At 57.0% G+C, this 18,805-nt stretch carries 20 protein-coding genes; 5 read left to right on the forward strand and 15 right to left on the reverse strand.

Features of this window, described 5'->3' with window-relative positions; translation table 11 throughout:
* Positions 1–51: 51 nt before the first annotated feature.
* From B5V00_RS10665 to B5V00_RS10735, 15 genes are all read right to left on the reverse strand, one after another.
* Positions 52–438 (reverse strand): RidA family protein, encoded by a 387-nt coding sequence (locus B5V00_RS10665; RefSeq protein WP_085010784.1) that lies wholly within the window; start codon positions 436–438, stop codon positions 52–54.
* A 28-nt stretch (positions 439–466) separates the two neighbouring features.
* On the reverse strand, positions 467–2,626 hold the full coding sequence (locus B5V00_RS10670; protein ID WP_085010785.1) for a RelA/SpoT family protein: 2,160 nt from the start codon (positions 2,624–2,626) through the stop codon (positions 467–469).
* Between the two features lie 236 nt (positions 2,627–2,862).
* Positions 2,863–3,069 (reverse strand): DNA-directed RNA polymerase subunit omega, encoded by a 207-nt coding sequence (gene rpoZ / locus B5V00_RS10675; protein WP_085010786.1) that lies wholly within the window; start codon positions 3,067–3,069, stop codon positions 2,863–2,865.
* Between the two features lie 24 nt (positions 3,070–3,093).
* Complete coding sequence (gene gmk / locus B5V00_RS10680; protein WP_085010787.1) at positions 3,094–3,750, reverse strand: guanylate kinase; 657 nt, start codon at positions 3,748–3,750, stop codon at positions 3,094–3,096.
* Positions 3,747–4,622: a YicC/YloC family endoribonuclease gene (locus B5V00_RS10685; RefSeq protein WP_085010788.1), complete on the reverse strand. Its 876-nt coding sequence runs from the start codon at positions 4,620–4,622 to the stop codon at positions 3,747–3,749. The genes gmk and B5V00_RS10685 overlap by 4 nt, the downstream gene beginning before the upstream one ends.
* Positions 4,623–4,817: 195 nt before the next feature.
* Complete coding sequence (rfbC, locus tag B5V00_RS10690; RefSeq protein ID WP_085010789.1) at positions 4,818–5,363, reverse strand: dTDP-4-dehydrorhamnose 3,5-epimerase; 546 nt, start codon at positions 5,361–5,363, stop codon at positions 4,818–4,820.
* An 8-nt stretch (positions 5,364–5,371) separates the two neighbouring features.
* Positions 5,372–6,241, reverse strand: coding sequence for a glucose-1-phosphate thymidylyltransferase RfbA (rfbA, locus tag B5V00_RS10695; RefSeq protein ID WP_085010790.1), 870 nt, complete (start codon positions 6,239–6,241; stop codon positions 5,372–5,374).
* Entirely contained in the window at positions 6,231–7,121 is an 891-nt protein-coding gene (gene rfbD / locus B5V00_RS10700) for a dTDP-4-dehydrorhamnose reductase (RefSeq protein ID WP_085010791.1), read from the reverse strand. The genes rfbA and rfbD overlap by 11 nt, the downstream gene beginning before the upstream one ends.
* Positions 7,122–8,189, reverse strand: a complete 1,068-nt coding sequence (gene rfbB, locus B5V00_RS10705) for a dTDP-glucose 4,6-dehydratase (RefSeq protein ID WP_085010792.1) — start codon at positions 8,187–8,189, stop codon at positions 7,122–7,124.
* Positions 8,190–8,439: 250 nt separating this feature from the next.
* The gene (gene gmhB / locus B5V00_RS10710) at positions 8,440–9,015 is read right to left on the reverse strand and encodes a D-glycero-beta-D-manno-heptose 1,7-bisphosphate 7-phosphatase (protein ID WP_085010793.1); all 576 of its coding nucleotides are present in this window, start codon (positions 9,013–9,015) and stop codon (positions 8,440–8,442) included.
* Positions 9,012–10,469 (reverse strand): D-glycero-beta-D-manno-heptose-7-phosphate kinase, encoded by a 1,458-nt coding sequence (gene rfaE1 / locus B5V00_RS10715; RefSeq protein WP_085010794.1) that lies wholly within the window; start codon positions 10,467–10,469, stop codon positions 9,012–9,014. Before rfaE1 ends, gmhB begins: the two co-directional genes overlap by 4 nt.
* Positions 10,466–11,062, reverse strand: coding sequence for a D-sedoheptulose-7-phosphate isomerase (locus tag B5V00_RS10720; protein ID WP_085010795.1), 597 nt, complete (start codon positions 11,060–11,062; stop codon positions 10,466–10,468). The genes rfaE1 and B5V00_RS10720 overlap by 4 nt, the downstream gene beginning before the upstream one ends.
* Before the next feature lie 90 nt (positions 11,063–11,152).
* Positions 11,153–12,109 (reverse strand): glycosyltransferase, encoded by a 957-nt coding sequence (locus B5V00_RS10725; RefSeq protein ID WP_085010796.1) that lies wholly within the window; start codon positions 12,107–12,109, stop codon positions 11,153–11,155.
* Between the two features lie 2 nt (positions 12,110–12,111).
* On the reverse strand, positions 12,112–12,873 hold the full coding sequence (locus B5V00_RS10730) for a sulfotransferase family protein (protein WP_085010797.1): 762 nt from the start codon (positions 12,871–12,873) through the stop codon (positions 12,112–12,114).
* A 94-nt stretch (positions 12,874–12,967) separates the two neighbouring features.
* Complete coding sequence (locus B5V00_RS10735; RefSeq protein ID WP_085010798.1) at positions 12,968–13,879, reverse strand: glycosyltransferase; 912 nt, start codon at positions 13,877–13,879, stop codon at positions 12,968–12,970.
* 334 nt (positions 13,880–14,213) lie between these two features.
* Here B5V00_RS10735 and B5V00_RS10740 point away from each other — a divergent pair, with 334 nt between their 5' ends.
* From B5V00_RS10740 to B5V00_RS10760, 5 genes are read left to right on the forward strand one after another with little or no spacing between them, the layout of a single operon-like run.
* Positions 14,214–15,239 (forward strand): glycosyltransferase family 10 domain-containing protein, encoded by a 1,026-nt coding sequence (locus tag B5V00_RS10740; RefSeq protein ID WP_085010799.1) that lies wholly within the window; start codon positions 14,214–14,216, stop codon positions 15,237–15,239.
* Positions 15,240–15,291: 52 nt separating this feature from the next.
* The gene (locus B5V00_RS17200) at positions 15,292–16,092 is read left to right on the forward strand and encodes a glycosyltransferase family protein (protein ID WP_172399711.1); all 801 of its coding nucleotides are present in this window, start codon (positions 15,292–15,294) and stop codon (positions 16,090–16,092) included.
* Positions 16,093–16,141: 49 nt separating this feature from the next.
* On the forward strand, positions 16,142–17,140 hold the full coding sequence (locus B5V00_RS10750; protein ID WP_172399712.1) for a glycosyltransferase family 10 domain-containing protein: 999 nt from the start codon (positions 16,142–16,144) through the stop codon (positions 17,138–17,140).
* A gap of 19 nt (positions 17,141–17,159) precedes the next feature.
* A complete protein-coding gene (locus B5V00_RS10755; RefSeq protein WP_172399713.1) occupies positions 17,160–17,990 on the forward strand; it encodes a glycosyltransferase family 25 protein in 831 nt (276 codons plus the stop codon).
* Between the two features lie 32 nt (positions 17,991–18,022).
* Positions 18,023–18,763: a glycosyltransferase family 25 protein gene (locus B5V00_RS10760; RefSeq protein WP_085010803.1), complete on the forward strand. Its 741-nt coding sequence runs from the start codon at positions 18,023–18,025 to the stop codon at positions 18,761–18,763.
* The last annotated feature ends 42 nt before the right edge of the window (positions 18,764–18,805 follow it).

Below are 18,805 nucleotides of genomic sequence, written 5' to 3' on the forward strand. Positions count from 1 at the left end.
TCTCACATCTCACATCTCACATCTCACATCTCACATCTCACATCTCACATCTCACGCGTCATCGTGCGCGATCCATTCGATCTCGACCGATACCCCTTTCGGCAGGGCAGCCACTTCAACGGTGGCGCGAGCCGGCGGCGCGACGGGAAAGAAGCGCCCGTAAATCTCGTTGACAACAGCAAAATCAGCGAGGTCGACAAGATAGATGGTGGTCTTGACAACCTGGCCGAAATTGAGCCCGGCGGCAGCGAGAACTGCACCCATGTTTTTCATCACCTGTTCGGTCTGTTCGGCGATCCCACCGGACACCACCTCGCCGCTGACCGGATCAAGCGGAATCTGTCCGGAAAACCAGACCTGATCGCCTACCCGTACGCCCTGGGCATAGGGTCCGATAGCTGCCGGCGCATTGTCGCTCTGAATAATCTCTTTCGCCATGAATGCTCTCCCTTTTCTGGTGACACCCTCAGCCGCGCAACCGCTCCACCTTGTAAACACCCTTGAGGTTGACAACCGCCTGGCGCACCCGGTTGAGATGTTCAAGATCCTGAACATCCACTTCAAAATTGTTGATCCCCTTGTGATCGGCGGTTGAATGGACGTTGGCACTGATAATGTTGGCGTCGCAGTTGGTGATGGCAGTGGTAATGGCGGCCAGCATCCCCCGCTGGTTCTCGCAGTAGACCCTGATTCTGACCGGACGCGACGCCTTCTTGCGTCGATCCCACTCAACCGGAACACGGCGTTCCGGATCGGTTTCCCGCACCTGGGGGCAATCGCTGGCATGGACGGTCACCCCGCGGCCACGGGTGATGAAACCGACCACTTCATCTCCCGGAAGCGGGTTGCAGCACTTGGCGAAGCGCACCAGGATATCCTCGACCCCGTGCAGTTTGATGGCATTGGAGGGCTTTTTACGAATCTTGTTGACCACCTTGCCGAGGGGCCCGGGCGCCGCCGGCCGGGTCTCGATCTGCTCACGGGGAACCAGCTTGGAAATGATCTGGCCGAGAGTCACCTTGCCGTAACCGAGAGCTGCCAGCAGATCCTCGCCGCCGCTGAAGCCGAATTCCTCCCAGGCTTTCCGCCAGTCGGCAGACGACAGTACTTTTTTCAGGCTCATACCGTACTTGCGGAGACGTTTTTCCAGCAGATCTCGTCCGAGTTCGACGCTGCGTTCACGCTGTTCGGTCTTGATCCAGTGGCGAATCTTGTTGCGCGCCTTGGACGTGCGGACAAACTTGAGCCAGTCCTTGCTCGGATGCTGGCCGGCCTGGGTGGTCACTTCGACGATGTCACCGTTGTGCAGTTCGGTCTTGAGCGGCACCAGCTTGCCGTTGACCTTGGCGCCGCTGCAGTGATTGCCGACATCGCTGTGGATACTGTAGGCGAAATCGACCGGGGTCGAACCGCGCGGCAGCTCCTTGACATCGCCATTCGGGGTGAATACGTAGACTTCCTCGGGAAAGAGATCAACCTTGACCGAGGAGAGAAATTCCCGCGAATCGGTCAGGTCCTTCTGCCATTCGAGCATCTGCCGCAGCCAGGCGAAACGCCGGTCGTGCCGGCCGCTGGCGGCAATCGGGGCCCCCTTTCCTTCCTTGTATTTCCAGTGCGCCGCGATGCCCTCTTCGGCAATCCGGTGCATCTCGATGGTCCGCAGCTGGATCTCCATCCGTTCGCCATGCGGGCCGAGAACCGTCGTATGCAGCGACTGGTACATGTTGGCCTTGGGCATGGCGATATAATCCTTGAAGCGTCCGGGAATCGGCTTCCACAGGGCATGGACGATACCGAGCACCGCGTAACAGTCCTGCACCGAAGGCAGGATGATGCGAAAGGCGATCAGGTCATGCACCTGGTCGAAATCGATCTGCTGCCGCTTCATTTTCTGGTAGATGGAATAAAGATGCTTGGCGCGACCGGAGATCTGGCCGTCAAAACCGTTGTCTTTCAGCATCCGCCCGAGGGTCCGCTTGACCTCTTCGATATAACGGGACTGCTCGCGCTTGCGGCGCGCGATCCTGGCGGACAGATCCCGATAGTCGTCCGGCTCCTGGTAGCGGAAGGAAAGATTTTCCAGTTCGTTCTTGATCCAGCTGATCCCCATACGGTTGGCCAGCGGCGCGTAGATCTCCGCTGTCTCCCGGGCAATCAGCTGCTGCTGTTCGGGCGGCAGAGCGTCAAGAGTACGCATGTTGTGCAGCCGATCGGCAAGCTTGACCAGGATCACCCGGATATCGCGCGCCATGGCGAGCAGCATCTTGCGAAAATTTTCCGCCTGCTCCTCGGCCCGGGTCTTGAATGTCACCCGGCCGATCTTGGTCACCCCGTCAACCAGCTCAAAGACTTCATCCCCGAAAAGTTCGCGGATTTCCGTCTCGCCGGTCAGGGTGTCTGCAAAGGTATCGTGCAGCAGGCCGGTGACGATGGAAGGAACATCGAGCTGTAGCTGGGCGAGGATATGGGCAACTTCGAGGGGATGATGCAGATAGGCTTCGCCGGAGAGGCGCACCTGTCCCTGGTGAACTTTTCCGCAGAAGACATAAGCCTTGCGGATCGGTTCGAGGTCGGCGGTCGGATGATAGCCGGCCACCATGTCAAGGATGTCGTCGAGACGGACCATCAGGGCTCGGGCAAAAAACGGGCAGACAGCTCGGCGGCCGCCTGCCCGGATTTACACCTGAATCAGTGAGCTCCTTGTCGGCGGACAGCACAAGTCATTGATCTGCCTGAGCTTCCCAAAAATCACCAGCGAACCTGTGGGTGCGCTTCAGATTTTTGAAAATCTCACTCAGAGCAAGCACTTGCACTCTCCATCCAACAGGAACTCACTGATTCAGGTTTCAGCCGGCTTTACTTTCAGCTCTTGCGGGTGGGGATTTCGAAATCAACCTTTCCAGCGGCGATTTCACGCAGCGAAACAACGACCTTCTTGTTGTTGGCCTTGTTGTCGATCAGGGGCGCGGCCCCCTTGTAAAGCTGCTTGGAGCGTTTGGACGCGACCATGCAGAGCAAAAAGCGGTTGGGGATCACATCCAGACAATCTTCAACTGTGACACGTGCCATAATCAGAACTCCCTTGGTGTTGACCTATTTTTCCAACCCGAACCAGACCGCCGGCGCACTCTTGAAGCGTCTGGTCCGACAGCGTTCTGCCCGGACGATGGACGCCAGCTGCAGGCGGGCGGCTTCCAGGTCGGCATTGACAACCAGGTAATCATACCACCTGGCGGCGCGAATTTCCTGTTCGGCATTGCGCAGACGATGCCGGATCACCTCATCGCTGTCGGTCTGCCTGGAACGGAGACGTCTTTCCAGCTCCGCGAGCGACGGCGGCAGGATGAAGACGAAGACAGCGGCATCAAGCCTGTCACGCAGTTGCGCGGCTCCCTGGCAGTCGATATCGAGCAGAATATCCTCGCCCCGCCGGCGGGACTCGTCCAGGGTCTTCAGCGCCGTGCCGTAGCAGTTGCCGTGGACCTCCGCCCACTCGGCGAATTCCCCGGCCGCGACCATGCGGTCGAATTCAGCCTGGTCAACGAAATGGTAATCGACGCCATCCCGTTCCGAGCCACGCGGCTTACGGGTCGTGAACGAGACAGACTGACGGATATTGCTGAAATTGTCAACCAGATGTCGGCAGAGGGTGGTCTTGCCGGCCCCGGATGGAGCGGAAACGACGATCAGCAACCCTTCACGGGGCGCTTCGATCGGCTGAAGCCGTTCTGCTGCAGATTTTTCATTCATGCGACGTTCTGTACCTGTTCACGGATTTTTTCCAGCTCCGCCTTGATCTCGACCACCTGGCTGCCGATAACGGCGTCATTGGCCTTGCTGCCGATGGTGTTGGTTTCACGGTTGATTTCCTGCACCAGGAAGTCCATTTTCCGGCCGACCGGTTCCTCCGCAGCAAACAGTCCGCGAAACTGGACCAGGTGACTGCGGAAACGGGTCAGTTCTTCGCTGATGTCACAGCGGTCGGCGAAGACGGCCAGTTCCTGGGCGACCCGCTGCGGTTCAATATCGACATCGGCGGCATAACGTTCCAGCCGCTGGCGCAACTTCTCCTGCCATTCCAGGGGGACTTGAGGCGCCCGTTCGGCCACCCGTTCGATCAAACTGTCGAGTTTTTCCAGCCGCTGCTCGAAATCGGCCTGCAGGGCCTCCCCTTCCGAACGCCGCATCTGGCGAATCTGCTCCAGGGCCTCGTCCAGAGCCTGTTCCAGACACGGCCGCAACTCGTCGAGCGAAATACTTTCGGAGAACTGCAGCACATCCTTCTGTCCGACCAGCAGGTCGAGCGAGACCTTGTCGTCCAGGCCATAGGCCTTCTGCAGCTTATTCAGCGACCGGACCAGGGCGTCGGCCAGCGGCTTGTTGATCCGGGCCTCGTAGGCCTGCTCGCCGATGATTTCCAGGTTGATGAAAATATCGATCTTGCCGCGCGCCAGGCTCTCGGAAACCTTTTTCTTGAGCACGCCCTCAAGGGGCATGGCGGCCCGTGGCCCCTTGACATTGACATCACAGAAGCGGTGGTTGACCGATTTGATTTCGATGCCGATGGCGATATTCTCACCGGCCGCCCGACCCTTGCCGAAGCCGGTCATGCTGTAGATCATCTTATCTCATCCTCTCATGAACTCACGGATTCAGGTCAGAGGTGATGCTTTCGCAAAAAAGCAACAAGTGTGTTGGCTAAGCAAAAAGCGCCGGCAGCAAGGCGCGCGATTGTCGAGCAATGAGGCGTACTTACGTACGTTGAAGCAGCGAGACAAACGCAGCAACGCAGCTGCTGGTGAGTTTTTGCGACGCCATCAGGGGTAACATTCAGCATCGCGAAACGCGGTTCCCGCCGCGTCTTTTTCCGACAGCAGGGGCTGAACATCACGCGGCCAGTCGATCCCCAGGTCCGGGTCATCCCAACGGATCGTCCGCTCATGCTGCGGGGCATAGTAGGCGGTGGTCTTGTAAAGGAGATCCGCCGTCTCGGAGAGTACCATAAATCCATGGGCAAATCCTTCAGGAACCCAGAGCTGCCGCTTGTTTTCATCCGACAGAACAGCTCCGACCCATTGTCCGAATGTCGGTGAAGAACGACGCAGGTCGACGGCGACATCGAAGATCTCTCCGCCGACGGCCCGCACCAGTTTGCCCTGGGGCTGCTGAACCTGGTAATGCAGACCGCGCAGAACTCCGCGACAGGAACGCGAGTGGTTGTCCTGAACGAAATCGTTTTGCAGCCCGGTCAACTCTTCCCAGCGGGCCCGATTGAAACTCTCGAAGAAAAATCCGCGTCGGTCCGGGAATACCCGCGGCTCCAACAGCAGGACATCGGCAATGGCGGTGGTAACAATCCGCATACAAACTCCTATTCGCGGCTGAGCTGTTCCAGGTAGCTGCGGTAACTCGATTTCGGCATGGCCTCGATCACCAGCAGCAGCTGGTCAAGGCCAATATAGCCCTTACGGTAGGCGACCTCTTCAAGACAGCCGATCTTGACTCCCTGGCGCGCCTCAAGAGTGCCGATAAAATGGCTCGCCTCCAGCAGGCTCATGTGGGTGCCGGTGTCGAGCCAGGCGATGCCCCGTTCGAGTTTCTCCACCAGCAGCTCTCCTCGTTCGAGGTAGGCCAGGTTGAGGTCGGTGATTTCCAGTTCCCCGCGCGCCGAAGGCTGAAGCCCGCGAGCCAGTTCAACGACCTTCTCATCGTAGAGATAGAGCCCCGGCACGGCGTAACGTGATTTCGGCTGTCGCGGTTTCTCTTCGATGCCGAGAACCTTGCCCGTGGCGTCGAACTCGACCACGCCGTAACGTTCCGGATCCTGCACCGGGTAGCCGAATACCCTGGCGCCGCCGGCAAAGTCCCGGAAAATACGCGACAGGCCCATTTTGCCGTAAAAGATATTGTCGCCGAGAATCAACGAAACCGCCTTTCCGTCAATGAACTGCTCACCGACCAGAAAAGCTTGGGCGATTCCTTTGGGCTCAGGCTGCACCTGGTAGCTGAGCCGAATTCCCCACTGCGAACCATCACCCAGCAGGGCCTCGAAACGGGGGGTATCCTGGGGCGTGGAAATGATCAGGATATCCTTCACCCCGGCCCGCATCAGGGTCGAGAGCGGATAGTAGATCATCGGTTTGTCATAAATCGGCTGCAGTTGCTTGCTGGCCACCAGGGTCAGCGGATAGAGGCGGGTGCCGGCGCCACCGGCCAGCACAATGCCTTTTTCAATAGCCATGGGTTTTATCCCCTCCCTGTCTCTGTTTGAAATAACGCTTCAGGCTCTCCCGCCAATCGGGAATCTCCACACCGGAGATCTTTCCGATCTTCTGCTTGCTGAGGACGGAATAACGCGGACGACAGGCCGGCAGCGGATAGTCCGCGGTCGTGATCGGGCGAATCTGCCGCACCGCGAGTTTTTCATCATGCCGGGCCAGTTCAATGGCGGCACAGGCGAAATCATACCAGCTGCAGGCACCATCATTACTGTAATGATAGATGCCGTAGTCACCCTGTTCCAGCAGCCGCAGCATCGCCCGGACCAGATCGTCGGTCCAGGTCGGGGTACCGATCTGGTCGGCGACGATGCCAAGACTTTCACGCTCACGGGCGAGACGCACCATGGTCTCGACGAAATTGCCGCCGCCAGCTCCGTAAAGCCAGCTGGTGCGGATAATGAAGCAGCGCTCCAGGCCGCCGGCGAGAATCGCCTGTTCACCGTGCAGCTTGCTCAGACCGTACACCGACAGGGGGTCCGGGGTATCCGTCTCCAGGTAGGGACCGTCCTTTTCGCCGTTGAAAACAAAATCGGTCGACACATGCACCAGCGTCGCCCCGCAATCACGGGCCAACTCCGCCAGGTAGCCGGGGCCCCTGCCGTTGACCGCCTCGGCCTGCTCGACCCGACTCTCGCAGCCGTCGACATCGGTCAGGGCGGCGCAATTGATAATCAAATCCGGGTTTTCCCCTGCCAGGTCAAGAACAGAGGTCCGGTCCGTCAGGTCAAAACCGGGCAGATCATAACCGTGAATATCCCAGTTCCCGGGAGCGAGACGCTGCACCGCGTCGGCCAGCATCCCCCTGGCCCCGATCAGGGCGACCTTCAGCGAAGCACTCATTCAGCGATCTCCGTACATCCGGTCGTAGTAGGCCTGGTAGGAGCCGTCAAGGATAGCGGCACACCAGGGCTGGTTGGCGAGGTACCAGTCGACCGTGCTGCGGAGTCCCTCGTCGAAACGGACCGTCGGCTCCCAGCCGAGTTCCCGCCGGATCTTGCCGGCGTCGATGGCGTAGCGGCGATCATGCCCGGCGCGGTCCTTGACGAAGCGGACCAGCGAACGACGCGGTTCGCCCGAGGCCAGCGGGGCAACTTTTTCATCGAGAATATCGCAGATGGTTTCGACCACCTCGATATTCCGTTTTTCGCTGTTGCCGCCGATATTGTAGGTTTCACCGCACCGGCCGCCGTCCAGGACGACCAGGATCGCCCGGCAGTGATCCTCGACAAACAGCCAGTCACGGATATTGCGGCCGTCACCGTAGACCGGCAGTTCCCGTCCGTTGAGGGCGTTGTTGATAATCAGCGGAATCAGCTTTTCCGGAAACTGGTAGGGGCCGTAATTGTTGGAACAGTTGGTGATCAGCACCGGCAGACCGTAGGTATGGCCATAGGCACTGACCAGGTGGTCGGAGGCCGCCTTGCTGGCCGAATAGGGAGAGCGGGGATCGTAGGGGGTGGTTTCGGAAAAATAACCGGTCTCGCCCAGGGATCCGTAAACCTCGTCGGTGCTGACATGCAGGAAACGCCTGCCGTCACCCTTCCCTCCGTCCCCGAGCCAGGCGCTGCGGGCCGCCTCAAGGAGCGAGAAGGTGCCGTTGATATTGGTCCGGATGAATTCTCCGGGCCCGTCGATGCTGCGATCAACGTGCGATTCGGCGGCAAAATGGACCACCGTATCGATCTCTTCTTCGGCAAACAGCTTCTGCACCAGCTCACGATCACAGATATCGCCGCGCACGAAACGATAGCGGGGATCAGCGTCGAGACCAGACAGGTTCTCGGGATTGCCGGCATAAGTCAGCTTGTCGAGGTTGACTAGGCGGATCTCGTCAGGGCTCTCAAGCGCCAGCCGGATAAAATTGGCGCCGATAAACCCGCAGCCGCCGGTAACAAGAATATTTTTCATGGCAGAAATAACTCCCCCTCAGTCGCATCACTGGGTATTTCCTGAATCAGTGAGGCCCTGTTGGATGGGGAGCGCATGCTTGGTCTGAATGAGATTTTTAAAAACCTGAAGCGCACCCATAGGTTCGCTGGTGATTTTTGGAAAGCTCAGGCAGATCAATGACGGGTGTTCTCCGCCGACAAGGGGTTTACTGATCCAAGTATTTAATCCGGGGCGGAATGGTAGCATCCCCGGCGTGGAAATCAAAGCGTCAATCCTGAACCTGCCGCAGGACAAGGTCGACGGCCTCGACCAGGCTCTCGACCACCGGAACCCTGAGTTCCATCGCCTCGGCAACCGCGGCATTCCCGTATCCGGTTTTCACCAGAATCGAGCCGCAGCCGGCCGACAACCCGGCCCGGATATCGGCCAGCTTGTCGCCCACCATCCACGACCGCGCCAGGTCGATCCCTCTTTCTGCGGACGCCCGCAGCAGCAGACCGGGAGCCGGTTTGCGACAGTCGCATTTCGCTGAACTGTTGTCCGGGAGGTGCGGACAGAGATACCAGGCGTCGATTCGCGCTCCGGCAGCGGCCAGCAGCCGGTCAACATGACGGTGCAGCGTCTCGACATCGGACCGGCCATAAAAGCCGCGCGCGATTCCCGACTGGTTGGTGACCACGACCACCGGCAGACCGGCCCGGTTCAGGCGCCGGATGGCGGCCGGAACCCCATCAATAAATTCAAAATCCTCCACCCGGAAAAGGTAGTTTTTCTCGACATTGATGGTTCCGTCCCGGTCGAGAAAAACTGCGGACCGGGATGTATCAACTGCCCCCGACGTCACGACTGGTAGGCCTGCAGGATCTTTTCAATAAGGTTGCTGGTCGACTTGCCGTCAACCACCCGGATCAGCTCCACCCGCCCGCCCTGACTCTCGACGAACTCCCTGCCGACCACCTCTTCCGGTGTGTAGTCGCTCCCCTTGACGAGGATATCCGGCCGCAGCGATTCGATCAGCGCCAGCGGCGTATCCTCATCAAACATGACCACGAAGTCGACGCAGTCCAGCGCCGCCAGGATATGGGCCCGCTCTTCAGCACCGATCAGGGGTCTCTTCGGCCCCTTCAGACGACGGATCGAGGCATCGGAATTAAGACCCAGCACCAGCAGGTCGCCGAGTTGCCGCGCCTGTTGCAGGTAGCGGACATGGCCGACATGCAGGAGATCGAAGCAACCGTTGGTGAAGACAAGGGTCTGTCCCTGCCGACGTCGGTCAGCGAGAATGGCCGCCAGTTCCGCGAGCGGACGGATCTTGCGGTTCAACCCGGAATCATCACCGGCGACGGTGAGCAGATCAGCGGCGGTCACGGTCGAGGTACCGACCTTGCCGACGACGATGCCGGCGGCGGCATTCGCCAGGGCGGCCGCCTCAATCACCGACAGGCCGGTCGCCACACCGAGGCCGACGAAAACCAGCACCGTGTCACCGGCACCGGAAACATCGTAGACATCCCGGGCACGGGTCGGCATCGGGGTCACCGAACCATCCTCCAGAAAAACACTCATCCCCTCTTCGCTGCGGGTCAGGACCAGGGCCTGAAGAGAGCACTGCGCCATCAGAGCCCGACCGGCGGCACTGGCTGACGCCTCATCCTCAACCGGGATGCCGGAGGCCAGACCGGCCTCGCGCCGGTTCGGCGTCAACAGAAAGGCGCCCCGGTAGCGCAGGAAATCCGCACCCTTGGGATCAACCAGCACTGGAACCCCGGCCGCCCGACCGGCGGCAAGAACGTCCCGCAGCACCCGCTCGGTCAGAACCCCCTTGCCGTAATCGGAAACCAGCACCACCCGCTGCCGGGGGACAAGCGGCAGCACCGTCTCCAGCAAGCGGGCCTCGACATCGGGAGAAATCTCCTCACGACTTTCCCGGTCGATGCGCAGCATCTGCTGACTGTTCGAAAGAACCCGGGTTTTACGTCCGGTCCGGCGATCGGCAACAACCTGCAGAGCCCGACAATCGACGCCAGCCGTCTCAAGCATTTTGCCGAGCAGTTCCCCGTCATCATCCTTGCCGACGACACCCGCGGCACTGACCCGGCAGCCGAGTTCAACCAGGTTCCGGATCACGTTGCCCGCACCGCCGAGTCTGATTTCCTCGTCGGCAACGTCAACCACCTGCACCGGCGCCTCGGGAGAGATGCGTTCCACATCCCCCCACAGGTATTCATCCAGCATCAGGTCGCCGATCACCAGGATCGGACAATCGCGGGCCTGCTCCAGGAATTGACCGACGTTCATGACCTCTCCCGTCGCTCGAAATCATGGTGATCAACGGCTTCGCACAACAGGTGAATCAGCAGAATGTGCATCTCCTGCACCACGGCTGTTGATTCAACCGGAACGGTCAGCGGCAGATCAACCAGATCGCGCAGGGCACCGCCGTCCCGCCCCAACAGACCAATGCTGCGACAACCGATCTCGTTCGCCGTCCGAACCGCGGCCACGACGTTGCCGGAATTGCCGCTGGTGGAGAGGACCACCACCAGGTCCTCCGGACGTGCCAGAGCCGCCACCTGGCGGGCGAAGACCTGCTCAAATCCGTAATCATTGCCGACCGCGGTCAGAATCGAGGAATCGGTGGTCAGGGCAATGGCGGGCAATCCGTCCCGCTCAGCCCGATAACGACCGACCAGTTCGGCGGCAAAGTGCTGGGCATCGGCGGCCGATCCGCCGTTACCCATGATCAGCAGTTTGCCATCATCCTCAAGGCAGGTCACAATCATTTCGACCGCCTGATGAATCAGAGGGACAAGATCCTGTCCCACGGACATCAACGCCTGATGGTGCAACGTCAGATGGGAGCGAAACGGATCATCTGTCTCAGTTGCCATGACCAGCCCCTTAGCTAGAACGAAACAGGATTGTCTAATCACCTAGTTTACCAACAAATTGATTCAAAAATTCAATAAAATTATTTCGTTTCATACAAAGAAAATACGATAATACAACTCACCCCTTGCTATTCTACGAATCCTTTTTCGCAACTTTGGCGGAGACAGATTCAGTGAGCCACCATAATTATGTTTCAGCAACTCCCGATAGAGGGTGCGATTAAAAAAACGCCTATGAGAAGTCTCCAGATGATCGACGTACAGCCGCAACAAATCCTTGTGTGGAAACTCACCGACGGGGATCCTGAAGAGTTGACGCAATAAATCACGCTTTATTGCGCAATCTTCACGAAACCTCATGAGTCTGCCGCTTTTTTTACCGCCAGAATTCGTTTTTCTGAGTTCAGGATTATTTTGCGCATTTGAGTTATGCATACGATGCCTGACCAGCTTGAGGTCAAGAAACCTGATCCCGTTCAGGAGACAGGCAACCAACCCGAGCCACTTGTCGTACATGCATGCGTCGCAGAACGGAAGAGCTTTTGCGACGAGTTCACGAGTCGCCAGGACATTATGGCCAGATATGGAATTTCCCTCAATCTGATAAAACAATGGTGTTCCCTGTACAGCAGGAACTCTTAAAAATTCAAGTTCATTTTCATGGATGATTTCCCCTTCCCCGTCAATGATCATGCCGTTGGAGTAAAGCAGGCTCGCATCGCCTCTATGGGCAACCATGACCTCGATCTTCTCCTCCTCCCAAATATCATCCTGGTCAGAAAAAAAAATCAGCTCACCGGTGGCAAGGGTCGCAGCTTTTTCAAAATTTTTGTTCACCCCCAGTCTTTCGGTATTTTGAAAAACTCTTACCCTGTCAGGAAAACGATCCTGGTACGCCTGAACGATAGTGAAGGATTCGTCATCTGAAAAGTCATCAACAATGATCAACTCATCCGGCAGAAGGGTCTGATTTAAGATACTGTCAATCTGGCTACTTAAATACCTGGCACCATTACAGGTTGCCATAACAACAGAAATTTTATTCATATTTACGATATATTAGTTTTTTCTTCCAAAGAAATAAGCCTCTGATAAATATCAAAACAATTCTTCTTTAATCCAGCATCTTTAATGTTATCAAAATTATCTTCAATTTTATTCCTATAAAGCCCCTTATCAACAAAGCCAAAATCATCAATGGTTGACACATTCATGTCAATATTTAAATTTTCAAAAACTTTATCAATAAACATTTTTGTATTACTTACTATTTTCCCATACGAAAAAAAAACACTATCATTACTATCCACAAAATCAATAATTGACTTGTTATATGCAATCCATATTTTTATACTTTTCTCTAAAGAAAATCCGTCTCTTTTTCTTAAGGATTCTGCAACTTCAAATGGAGACCTGAATACAACGATATATTTCTTATCATAGGGTTCGGAAAATTTTTCCCACACCGGCAACAGACGAGAAATTCGCGGGTCCTTGACACCAAAAATTGTTTTCCCTGAAAATTTTTCACCCAATTTTGTCCTGATCATTGATAGATACTTATAGTATCTAATAAATCTAAAAAAATTGAATTTTATAGGCTCATGATCATACCATGAAGACTTGTACTTCCTAAGAATAGTGTTATTAATGTTGACAAAATCTAGATCTTCAAAATAGCCTTTCGGATTATCATCTGTTGCAGGCATCAAGTTGTCACCGAAATCTATTCCACACTTGCAAAGAATACCTGCCGCAAGAGAAGTCCCACTTCTATGCATACCCAAAACAAGTACAAGCTTTTTATCCATGGCACAATATTCCTATTTACAATTTAATCAATATACAGAACAGACTTACGGCTTAACCGCATGAAAAGGTTTAACCAGCCAAGAAGTTAAAGAATCAATCCATCTGGAGAAAATCGGTTAAACACTTAAAATTTTCCTCATCAGGGCGCAAAAAATAGCTTCCAAGAACCTTTTTCGTCATCACCGGCAGAAGGCTTCTATTTTCCTTCTTTGCCCATCTCCAGACCCGTCTGACATCTTTCTGATAACATTTCATCAATACATTCTTGTCGATGTTGTCTCCGAACTCTTCTATAAATTTATGATGGATGGCGATAGTTGCCTTGAGCATCTCTTTCTTGTCGGCACTATAGTTGCCGCCATGCCATCGATAACCGCAGACAACCTTGTTTATCTTCCCGATACGAAACTTGCTGGAAAGTTTCAGCCAGCTGAAATAATCTTCGATGGTGAATGTTTCTGCATAGCCCCCCATCTCCACCAGGGCATCCCGACGCACCATCGCGGTTGGAGTCTTGATGTAGTTATTCAGCAGCAGGGTTTCGAAAGCCCTGGCAACGGGCCCCTCGGTTTTCCAGGATGAACAGTGCGGACCGACAACATTCCCTTCCGCGTCGATCAGCTCCGCGTCAGCATGCACCAGAGCCAGATTCGGTTCTTTCCACCGGCAGCACGCCTCCCACTCGGCGGCAATTTTTTCCGGATAGAGCATATCGTCGGAGCCGAACAGGTGGAACCATTCTCCCCGGGCGAGGTCCAGCAGCCGGTTGCAGGTCGGTGCGATCCCCCGGTTCGCCTGCCGCAGCAACTCGACCCTTTCAAACCTGTCGGCATGCTCAGCCACGAACTGTTCGGCCAGATTGAATGTCTGATCGGCGGAACCATCGTCCACCACGATCAGTTCCAGACGGGGATAGGTCTGACGCCTGACGCTGTTCAGGCAGTCAAGAATGTACCGCTCATGGTTGTAGGAAGGGATACAGACGGAATGCAGCGGCAAACTCATGACAAATCCTCAAGATCAACCCGAAATCAAAACCGGAAGATTCAATATTTGATTGCTTTCACAAGAAAGCCGAAATGGTGTTGGCTAAGCAAAAAGGGCCATCAGTGAGGCGTGCGTTTGTCAAGCAATGAGGCGTACTTACGTACGTCGATGCGACGAGATAAACGCAGCAACGCAGCTATTGATGAGTTTTGCGACGCCATCAATAATTGACAATGCGGCGGGCTCGGCCTTATAAGTACTATCCTCATTTAAGACAGAATGAACGTGCCTGCAAACTGAAGACAGCAGGACCCTCGTAAAGCCAGTCGACTCTAGCAAACAAGTAACTCGCATGGCAAATTCTAAATCTGATATCCGCGTCAAACTCGTTACCCGCTGGGGAAAGGCAAAAGGCTTCCCCTGGACCACCCAGTGCCCGGGCCGGACTCCCCGCTGGGACCGCTGCGAGTTTACGTCCGACCCCTTCGCGCGTGACTACGACTGGCTGGTCGCTGTCGACGATATCCCCCGGATCATGCCCGGCAACCGGGAGGAGTTGGCCTGCCCGCGAGACAACACCATTCTGGTGACCTCCGAACCGTCTTCCGTGACCCGCTACGGCAAGTCCTTTGCCGCCCAGTTCGGACACCTGCTGACCAACCAGGAGGAAGGGGCGCTGCCCCACCCTCGGGCGATCCGCTCCCAGACCGGCAATATCTGGTTCTACGGCAAGAGCTATGACGAAATCAAAGCGACCGCCGCGATCCCGAAATCCGAACTGATCTCCACTGTCTGTTCCTCCAAGCGGCAGCCCCATACCATGCACGCCCGGCGCTATGACTTCACCTGGAAGCTGAAAAAGGCGCTGCCGGAGCTGGAGATTTTCGGCCACGGCGTCCGTTTCGTCGAGAAGAAGCACCAGGCGCTCGATCCCTATCAGTTTCATCTGGTGGTGGAAAATCAGATCGGCCCGCACCTGTGGACGGAGAAACTGGCCGACGCCTTTCTCGCCGAAACCGTTCCCATCTACTGCGGCTGTCCCAATGTCTTCGACTACTTCCCGAAAGACAGCCTGATCCCCATCGACATCAACGACTTCGAAGGCTCCCTGGCGACCATCCGTTCTATTTTATCCAGAGAAGGTGAATATGAACGCCGCCGGGAGGCCGTGCTGGAGGCCAAGCGGCTGGTGATGGACGAATACAACCTGCCCGCCATGCTCAACAGGATCATTCTCGACCATGAGAGCACCGGAAGCCGTCCCGGCGGCGTAATCTACAACCGCCGGCTGATGCGGATGCGGCACCCGGCCGACTTCCTCTCCTTCGCCGCCTGGAAAACTGGAAATTTGCTGAAAAGTGTGCGAGTATTCCGCTGATTTTCCCGACAGTCTGACATTATTACACAGTTCGCATCCCCAGGCCGCCGACATGACAGCAAAGCAACCCGTCAACATCATCAGCATCCTCTGGGGCAAGGCCTACAGCGAAGAAGATGTCAATATTCTCTTCGCCATGATCCGGCGCAACTCCAGCCGTCCTGTCAACTTCCACCTCTTCAGCAACGAGGCCCTGCCGGAGCTGAACCCCGCCATCATCCGACACCCTGAACCGGCGATGCGGATCAGCCCTCACCAGAACCGTTATGCCTACCGCAAGGAGGCCGGACTCTGCGCCGATGATCTCGGCGGACTGACCGGGCAGCGGGTCTTCTTCTTCGATCTCGACGTGCTGATCATGGACGATCTCGACGAGTTGTTCGCCTACCCCGAGGGGGACAAGTTCTACATCATCAATGACTGGAACAGCAAGGGGGACCGCGTCGGCCAGGCCACCTGCTATTCCTTTGTTGTCGGCACCCTGGGATCTATCCGCGAAACCTTCGAAGCCGATCCCGATCCCATCATCGAACAGTACGGGACAGCGTCGCAGGAATACCTGTCGGCCATGGTAATTCAAAAATACGGCCGATTGAACTTCTGGCCCGAGGCGTGGTTCCGGTCCTTCCGCTTCCACTGCCTGCCCTTCGCCTTCATGCGGCATTTCCAGACCCCGTCACTGCCGCAAAAGGGGACCAAGGTGCTCGCCTTTCATGGTCATCCCGATATCCATGACGCCCTGGCAGGGCGCTGGTCGCCGCCGGATATCCGCAAGGCCGCGCGCGGCTGGAAGCGGATCTACAAGGCCTGCCGGCCCACCCCCTGGATCAGGGACTACTGGTACGAATCCTGATGTGCGCCTCCTGTTCGCAATCATGCTCTCAGCCGCCCGGACGGTCATCATGAGCAATCCCGTCAAACGCATCGCCGTTGCTGATTCACAACGCGACTTCGTCGAGAATATCCTGCAATTCGTTCAGGACCGCTACCGGTTCGAATGGACCGACGACCGGGACGCGGATTACGTCTTTCACTCCATCGACGGCTACGATGTCCTGAAGTACAGTGGGGTGCGGATCTTTGTCACCGGAGAAAATGTCACTCCCGATTTCGCCATCAGCGACTACGCCCTGTCCTTTGAACGGCTCTCCTTTGCCGACCGCGCCATCTGGCTGCCGCTGATCAGACTCTACCGCCCCGATTACGAGGCGCTGACCCGCCCTCGCCCGGAGCCGCAGCAGGCCCTGGAGCAGAAAACCGATTTCTGCGCCTACGTCATGTCCAATACCCGCAGCAGCGCCGAGGAACGCGTGCGGATTTTCGAGCTGCTGTCGCGATACAAACAGGTCAACTCCGGCGGACTCTGGCGCAACAATGTCGGCGGCCGGGTCGCGGACAAGCTGGCGTTTCAATCCCGGCACAAGTTTGTCATCGCTTTCGAAAACTGTTCCCACCCCGGCTACCTGACGGAAAAATTCGCCCAGGCGGCGGCCGCCAACGCGATTCCGATCTACTGGGGCGACCCCGGCATCGGCGAGATTTTCAACCCCGATGCCTTCGTCAACTGCCACGACTTCCCATCTCTTGAGGAGGCGGTCGAGGAGGTCGCCCGCATCGACCGGGACCCCGCCCGCTATGAAAAGATGCTGCAGGCGCCCTGGTTCAGGGACGGGAAGGAGCCGGAAGCACTGCAGGCCGAAACCTATGCCCGATTCCTCGCCAACATCTTCGATCAGCCGCTGCCGACGGCCTATCGACGCAACCGCAGCCGCTGGGGACAGAAACGGGAACAACAGTTGTTCGACATGTATCACCGCCCGCACCTGCAGGCCTTCCGCAACGGCCGCCGGGCCTGGAGACGCTTCTGGCACCGTTTTCTGCCGCGCCGCAAAATGTACTGACGCAGCCCACGGAGTTTTGATGCACACCACCCGACGACACTGCCCGATCTATGTCATCACCCTGGATCACGCCAAAGAGAGACAGCAGACCATCAGCGCCAGGCTGCGGGAACTCGGGCTGGCCTTTGAATTCATCAGCGGCGTGGACGGCCGCGGACTGAAACTGGAGAATCATCCGGACTACGAGCCGATCAAAAGACGGCTCTTCTACGGCCGGGACCTGTCGCAGGGAGAGTTCGGCTGCATCCTGGCTCACCGGAATGTCTACCGACACATGCAGGAACAGCAAGTCGAGATGGCGGTCGTCCTCGAAGACGACTCGATTCTTACCGAAGAACTTCCCGATGTCATTGAAGCTCTGGAACGGATCGCCGACAACTGGGATCTGGTACGCTTTCTCGGGCGCGACAAGAATTACCGTTCCACGCGCCCCATCCGCCCCCTGGAGGGGACCTCGGCCATGCTGGCCCGGCAGCTGGGCATCCCCGGCGGCGCCTACGGCTACATGCTCAACCTGAAAGCCGCGAAACGCCTGAACCGGATGACGCAAAAAAACTGGCTGGCCATCGACACCCTGCACGGGGCGGTCTGGCTGACCGGGCTCAGAACCCTGGCGGTCGCCCCGTCACCGGTCCTGCCCAACGATGAATCCCCCTCCTGCATCGACACCCAGGACGACAATCTGCGCTGGGACAAGACCGTACGCCTTGAAGGAGGCATGCGCCTCATTTATCCGGTCACGCGCGGTCTGTGGAAATTTTACCTGGCCTGCTGCACCGGATGGATCAGGCTGAAAAGCTTACTATGTGATCGGGGAGATGTGAAACGGGTCGGGACTCACGGCTCATAACGGATTCCGAAACTTTTGTTTGAAGGAAAACCATGAATTTTCATGCCTATGTCATCAACCTGGAACACGCGACCGCCCGCTGGGAGCATATGCGCGACCAGTTGGAGCATTCCACCATCCCCTACACACGCATCGAGGGGGTCTATGGTGACCGGCTCAACGAACCGGTTGCGGACTATGACGAACGCCGTTACCAGGTCCGTACCGGCAAGGAGACCAACAAGCGGGAGATCGGCTGCTACTTCAGCCATATCAAGGCGATGCGGACCTTTCTGCAGTCCGACCTCCCCTACGCGCTCATCCTCGAAGATGACGTCAGCCTGCCGGAAAACATCATTCCGCTGCTGACCGAAGCGACAACGCACGACGAAAACTGGGACATGCTGCGCCTGACATCGTCACGAGAGGGCGACTTTCTCCATTTCGCCCAGCTGAGCGGCTGCTACCAACTGGCTTACAACCTGAAGGTTCTGAAAAACACCGGAGCCTATTTCCTCAACCGGCATGCGGCCGAGTGCTGCGTCAACAGGATGCTGCCGATGAGTCTTCCCTACGATGTCGCCCTGGACCGGGACTGGGATTTCGGCTTTAAAACCGCCTGCATCGTCCCCTTCCCGATCCAGCTGGAGGAGGAGTTCCCGGGGCAGATCCCGAAAGCCAGACGCATCCGGCTTTACCGGTCAACGACCTTCCACCTGTTTCACCTGCGGACCCTGCTTGAACGGCGGCGGCATCGCCGGCGCTATTACCGGCAGGCACAGGCAGGTCAATGACTTGTGCTGTCCGCCGACAAGGAACTCACGGATTCAGGAGGA

The sequence above is a fragment of the Geothermobacter hydrogeniphilus genome (assembly GCF_002093115.1).
Lineage (GTDB): Bacteria > Desulfobacterota > Desulfuromonadia > Desulfuromonadales > Geothermobacteraceae > Geothermobacter_A > Geothermobacter_A hydrogeniphilus.

Coding starts and splice junctions, on each gene's coding strand:
- B5V00_RS10740 (WP_085010799.1), top strand. CDS start 14,214: ATGGCAAATTCTAAATCTGATATCCGCGTCAAACTCGTTACCCGCTGG.
- gmk (WP_085010787.1), bottom strand. CDS start 3,750: ATGAATGAAAAATCTGCAGCAGAACGGCTTCAGCCGATCGAAGCGCCC.
- B5V00_RS10670 (WP_085010785.1), bottom strand. CDS start 2,626: ATGGTCCGTCTCGACGACATCCTTGACATGGTGGCCGGCTATCATCCG.
- B5V00_RS10760 (WP_085010803.1), top strand. CDS start 18,023: ATGAATTTTCATGCCTATGTCATCAACCTGGAACACGCGACCGCCCGC.
- rfbA (WP_085010790.1), bottom strand. CDS start 6,241: ATGGCTATTGAAAAAGGCATTGTGCTGGCCGGTGGCGCCGGCACCCGC.
- rfbB (WP_085010792.1), bottom strand. CDS start 8,189: ATGAAAAATATTCTTGTTACCGGCGGCTGCGGGTTTATCGGCGCCAAT.
- B5V00_RS10730 (WP_085010797.1), bottom strand. CDS start 12,873: ATGGATAAAAAGCTTGTACTTGTTTTGGGTATGCATAGAAGTGGGACT.
- B5V00_RS10725 (WP_085010796.1), bottom strand. CDS start 12,109: ATGAATAAAATTTCTGTTGTTATGGCAACCTGTAATGGTGCCAGGTAT.
- rfbD (WP_085010791.1), bottom strand. CDS start 7,121: ATGAGTGCTTCGCTGAAGGTCGCCCTGATCGGGGCCAGGGGGATGCTG.
- B5V00_RS10685 (WP_085010788.1), bottom strand. CDS start 4,622: ATGATCTACAGCATGACCGGCTTCGGCAAGGGTCGGGCGGCCGGTGAG.
- rpoZ (WP_085010786.1), bottom strand. CDS start 3,069: ATGGCACGTGTCACAGTTGAAGATTGTCTGGATGTGATCCCCAACCGC.
- B5V00_RS10755 (WP_172399713.1), top strand. CDS start 17,160: ATGCACACCACCCGACGACACTGCCCGATCTATGTCATCACCCTGGAT.
- B5V00_RS10720 (WP_085010795.1), bottom strand. CDS start 11,062: ATGGCAACTGAGACAGATGATCCGTTTCGCTCCCATCTGACGTTGCAC.
- B5V00_RS17200 (WP_172399711.1), top strand. CDS start 15,292: ATGACAGCAAAGCAACCCGTCAACATCATCAGCATCCTCTGGGGCAAG.
- rfbC (WP_085010789.1), bottom strand. CDS start 5,363: ATGCGGATTGTTACCACCGCCATTGCCGATGTCCTGCTGTTGGAGCCG.
- B5V00_RS10750 (WP_172399712.1), top strand. CDS start 16,142: ATGAGCAATCCCGTCAAACGCATCGCCGTTGCTGATTCACAACGCGAC.
- B5V00_RS10665 (WP_085010784.1), bottom strand. CDS start 438: ATGGCGAAAGAGATTATTCAGAGCGACAATGCGCCGGCAGCTATCGGA.
- rfaE1 (WP_085010794.1), bottom strand. CDS start 10,469: ATGAACGTCGGTCAATTCCTGGAGCAGGCCCGCGATTGTCCGATCCTG.
- B5V00_RS10735 (WP_085010798.1), bottom strand. CDS start 13,879: ATGAGTTTGCCGCTGCATTCCGTCTGTATCCCTTCCTACAACCATGAG.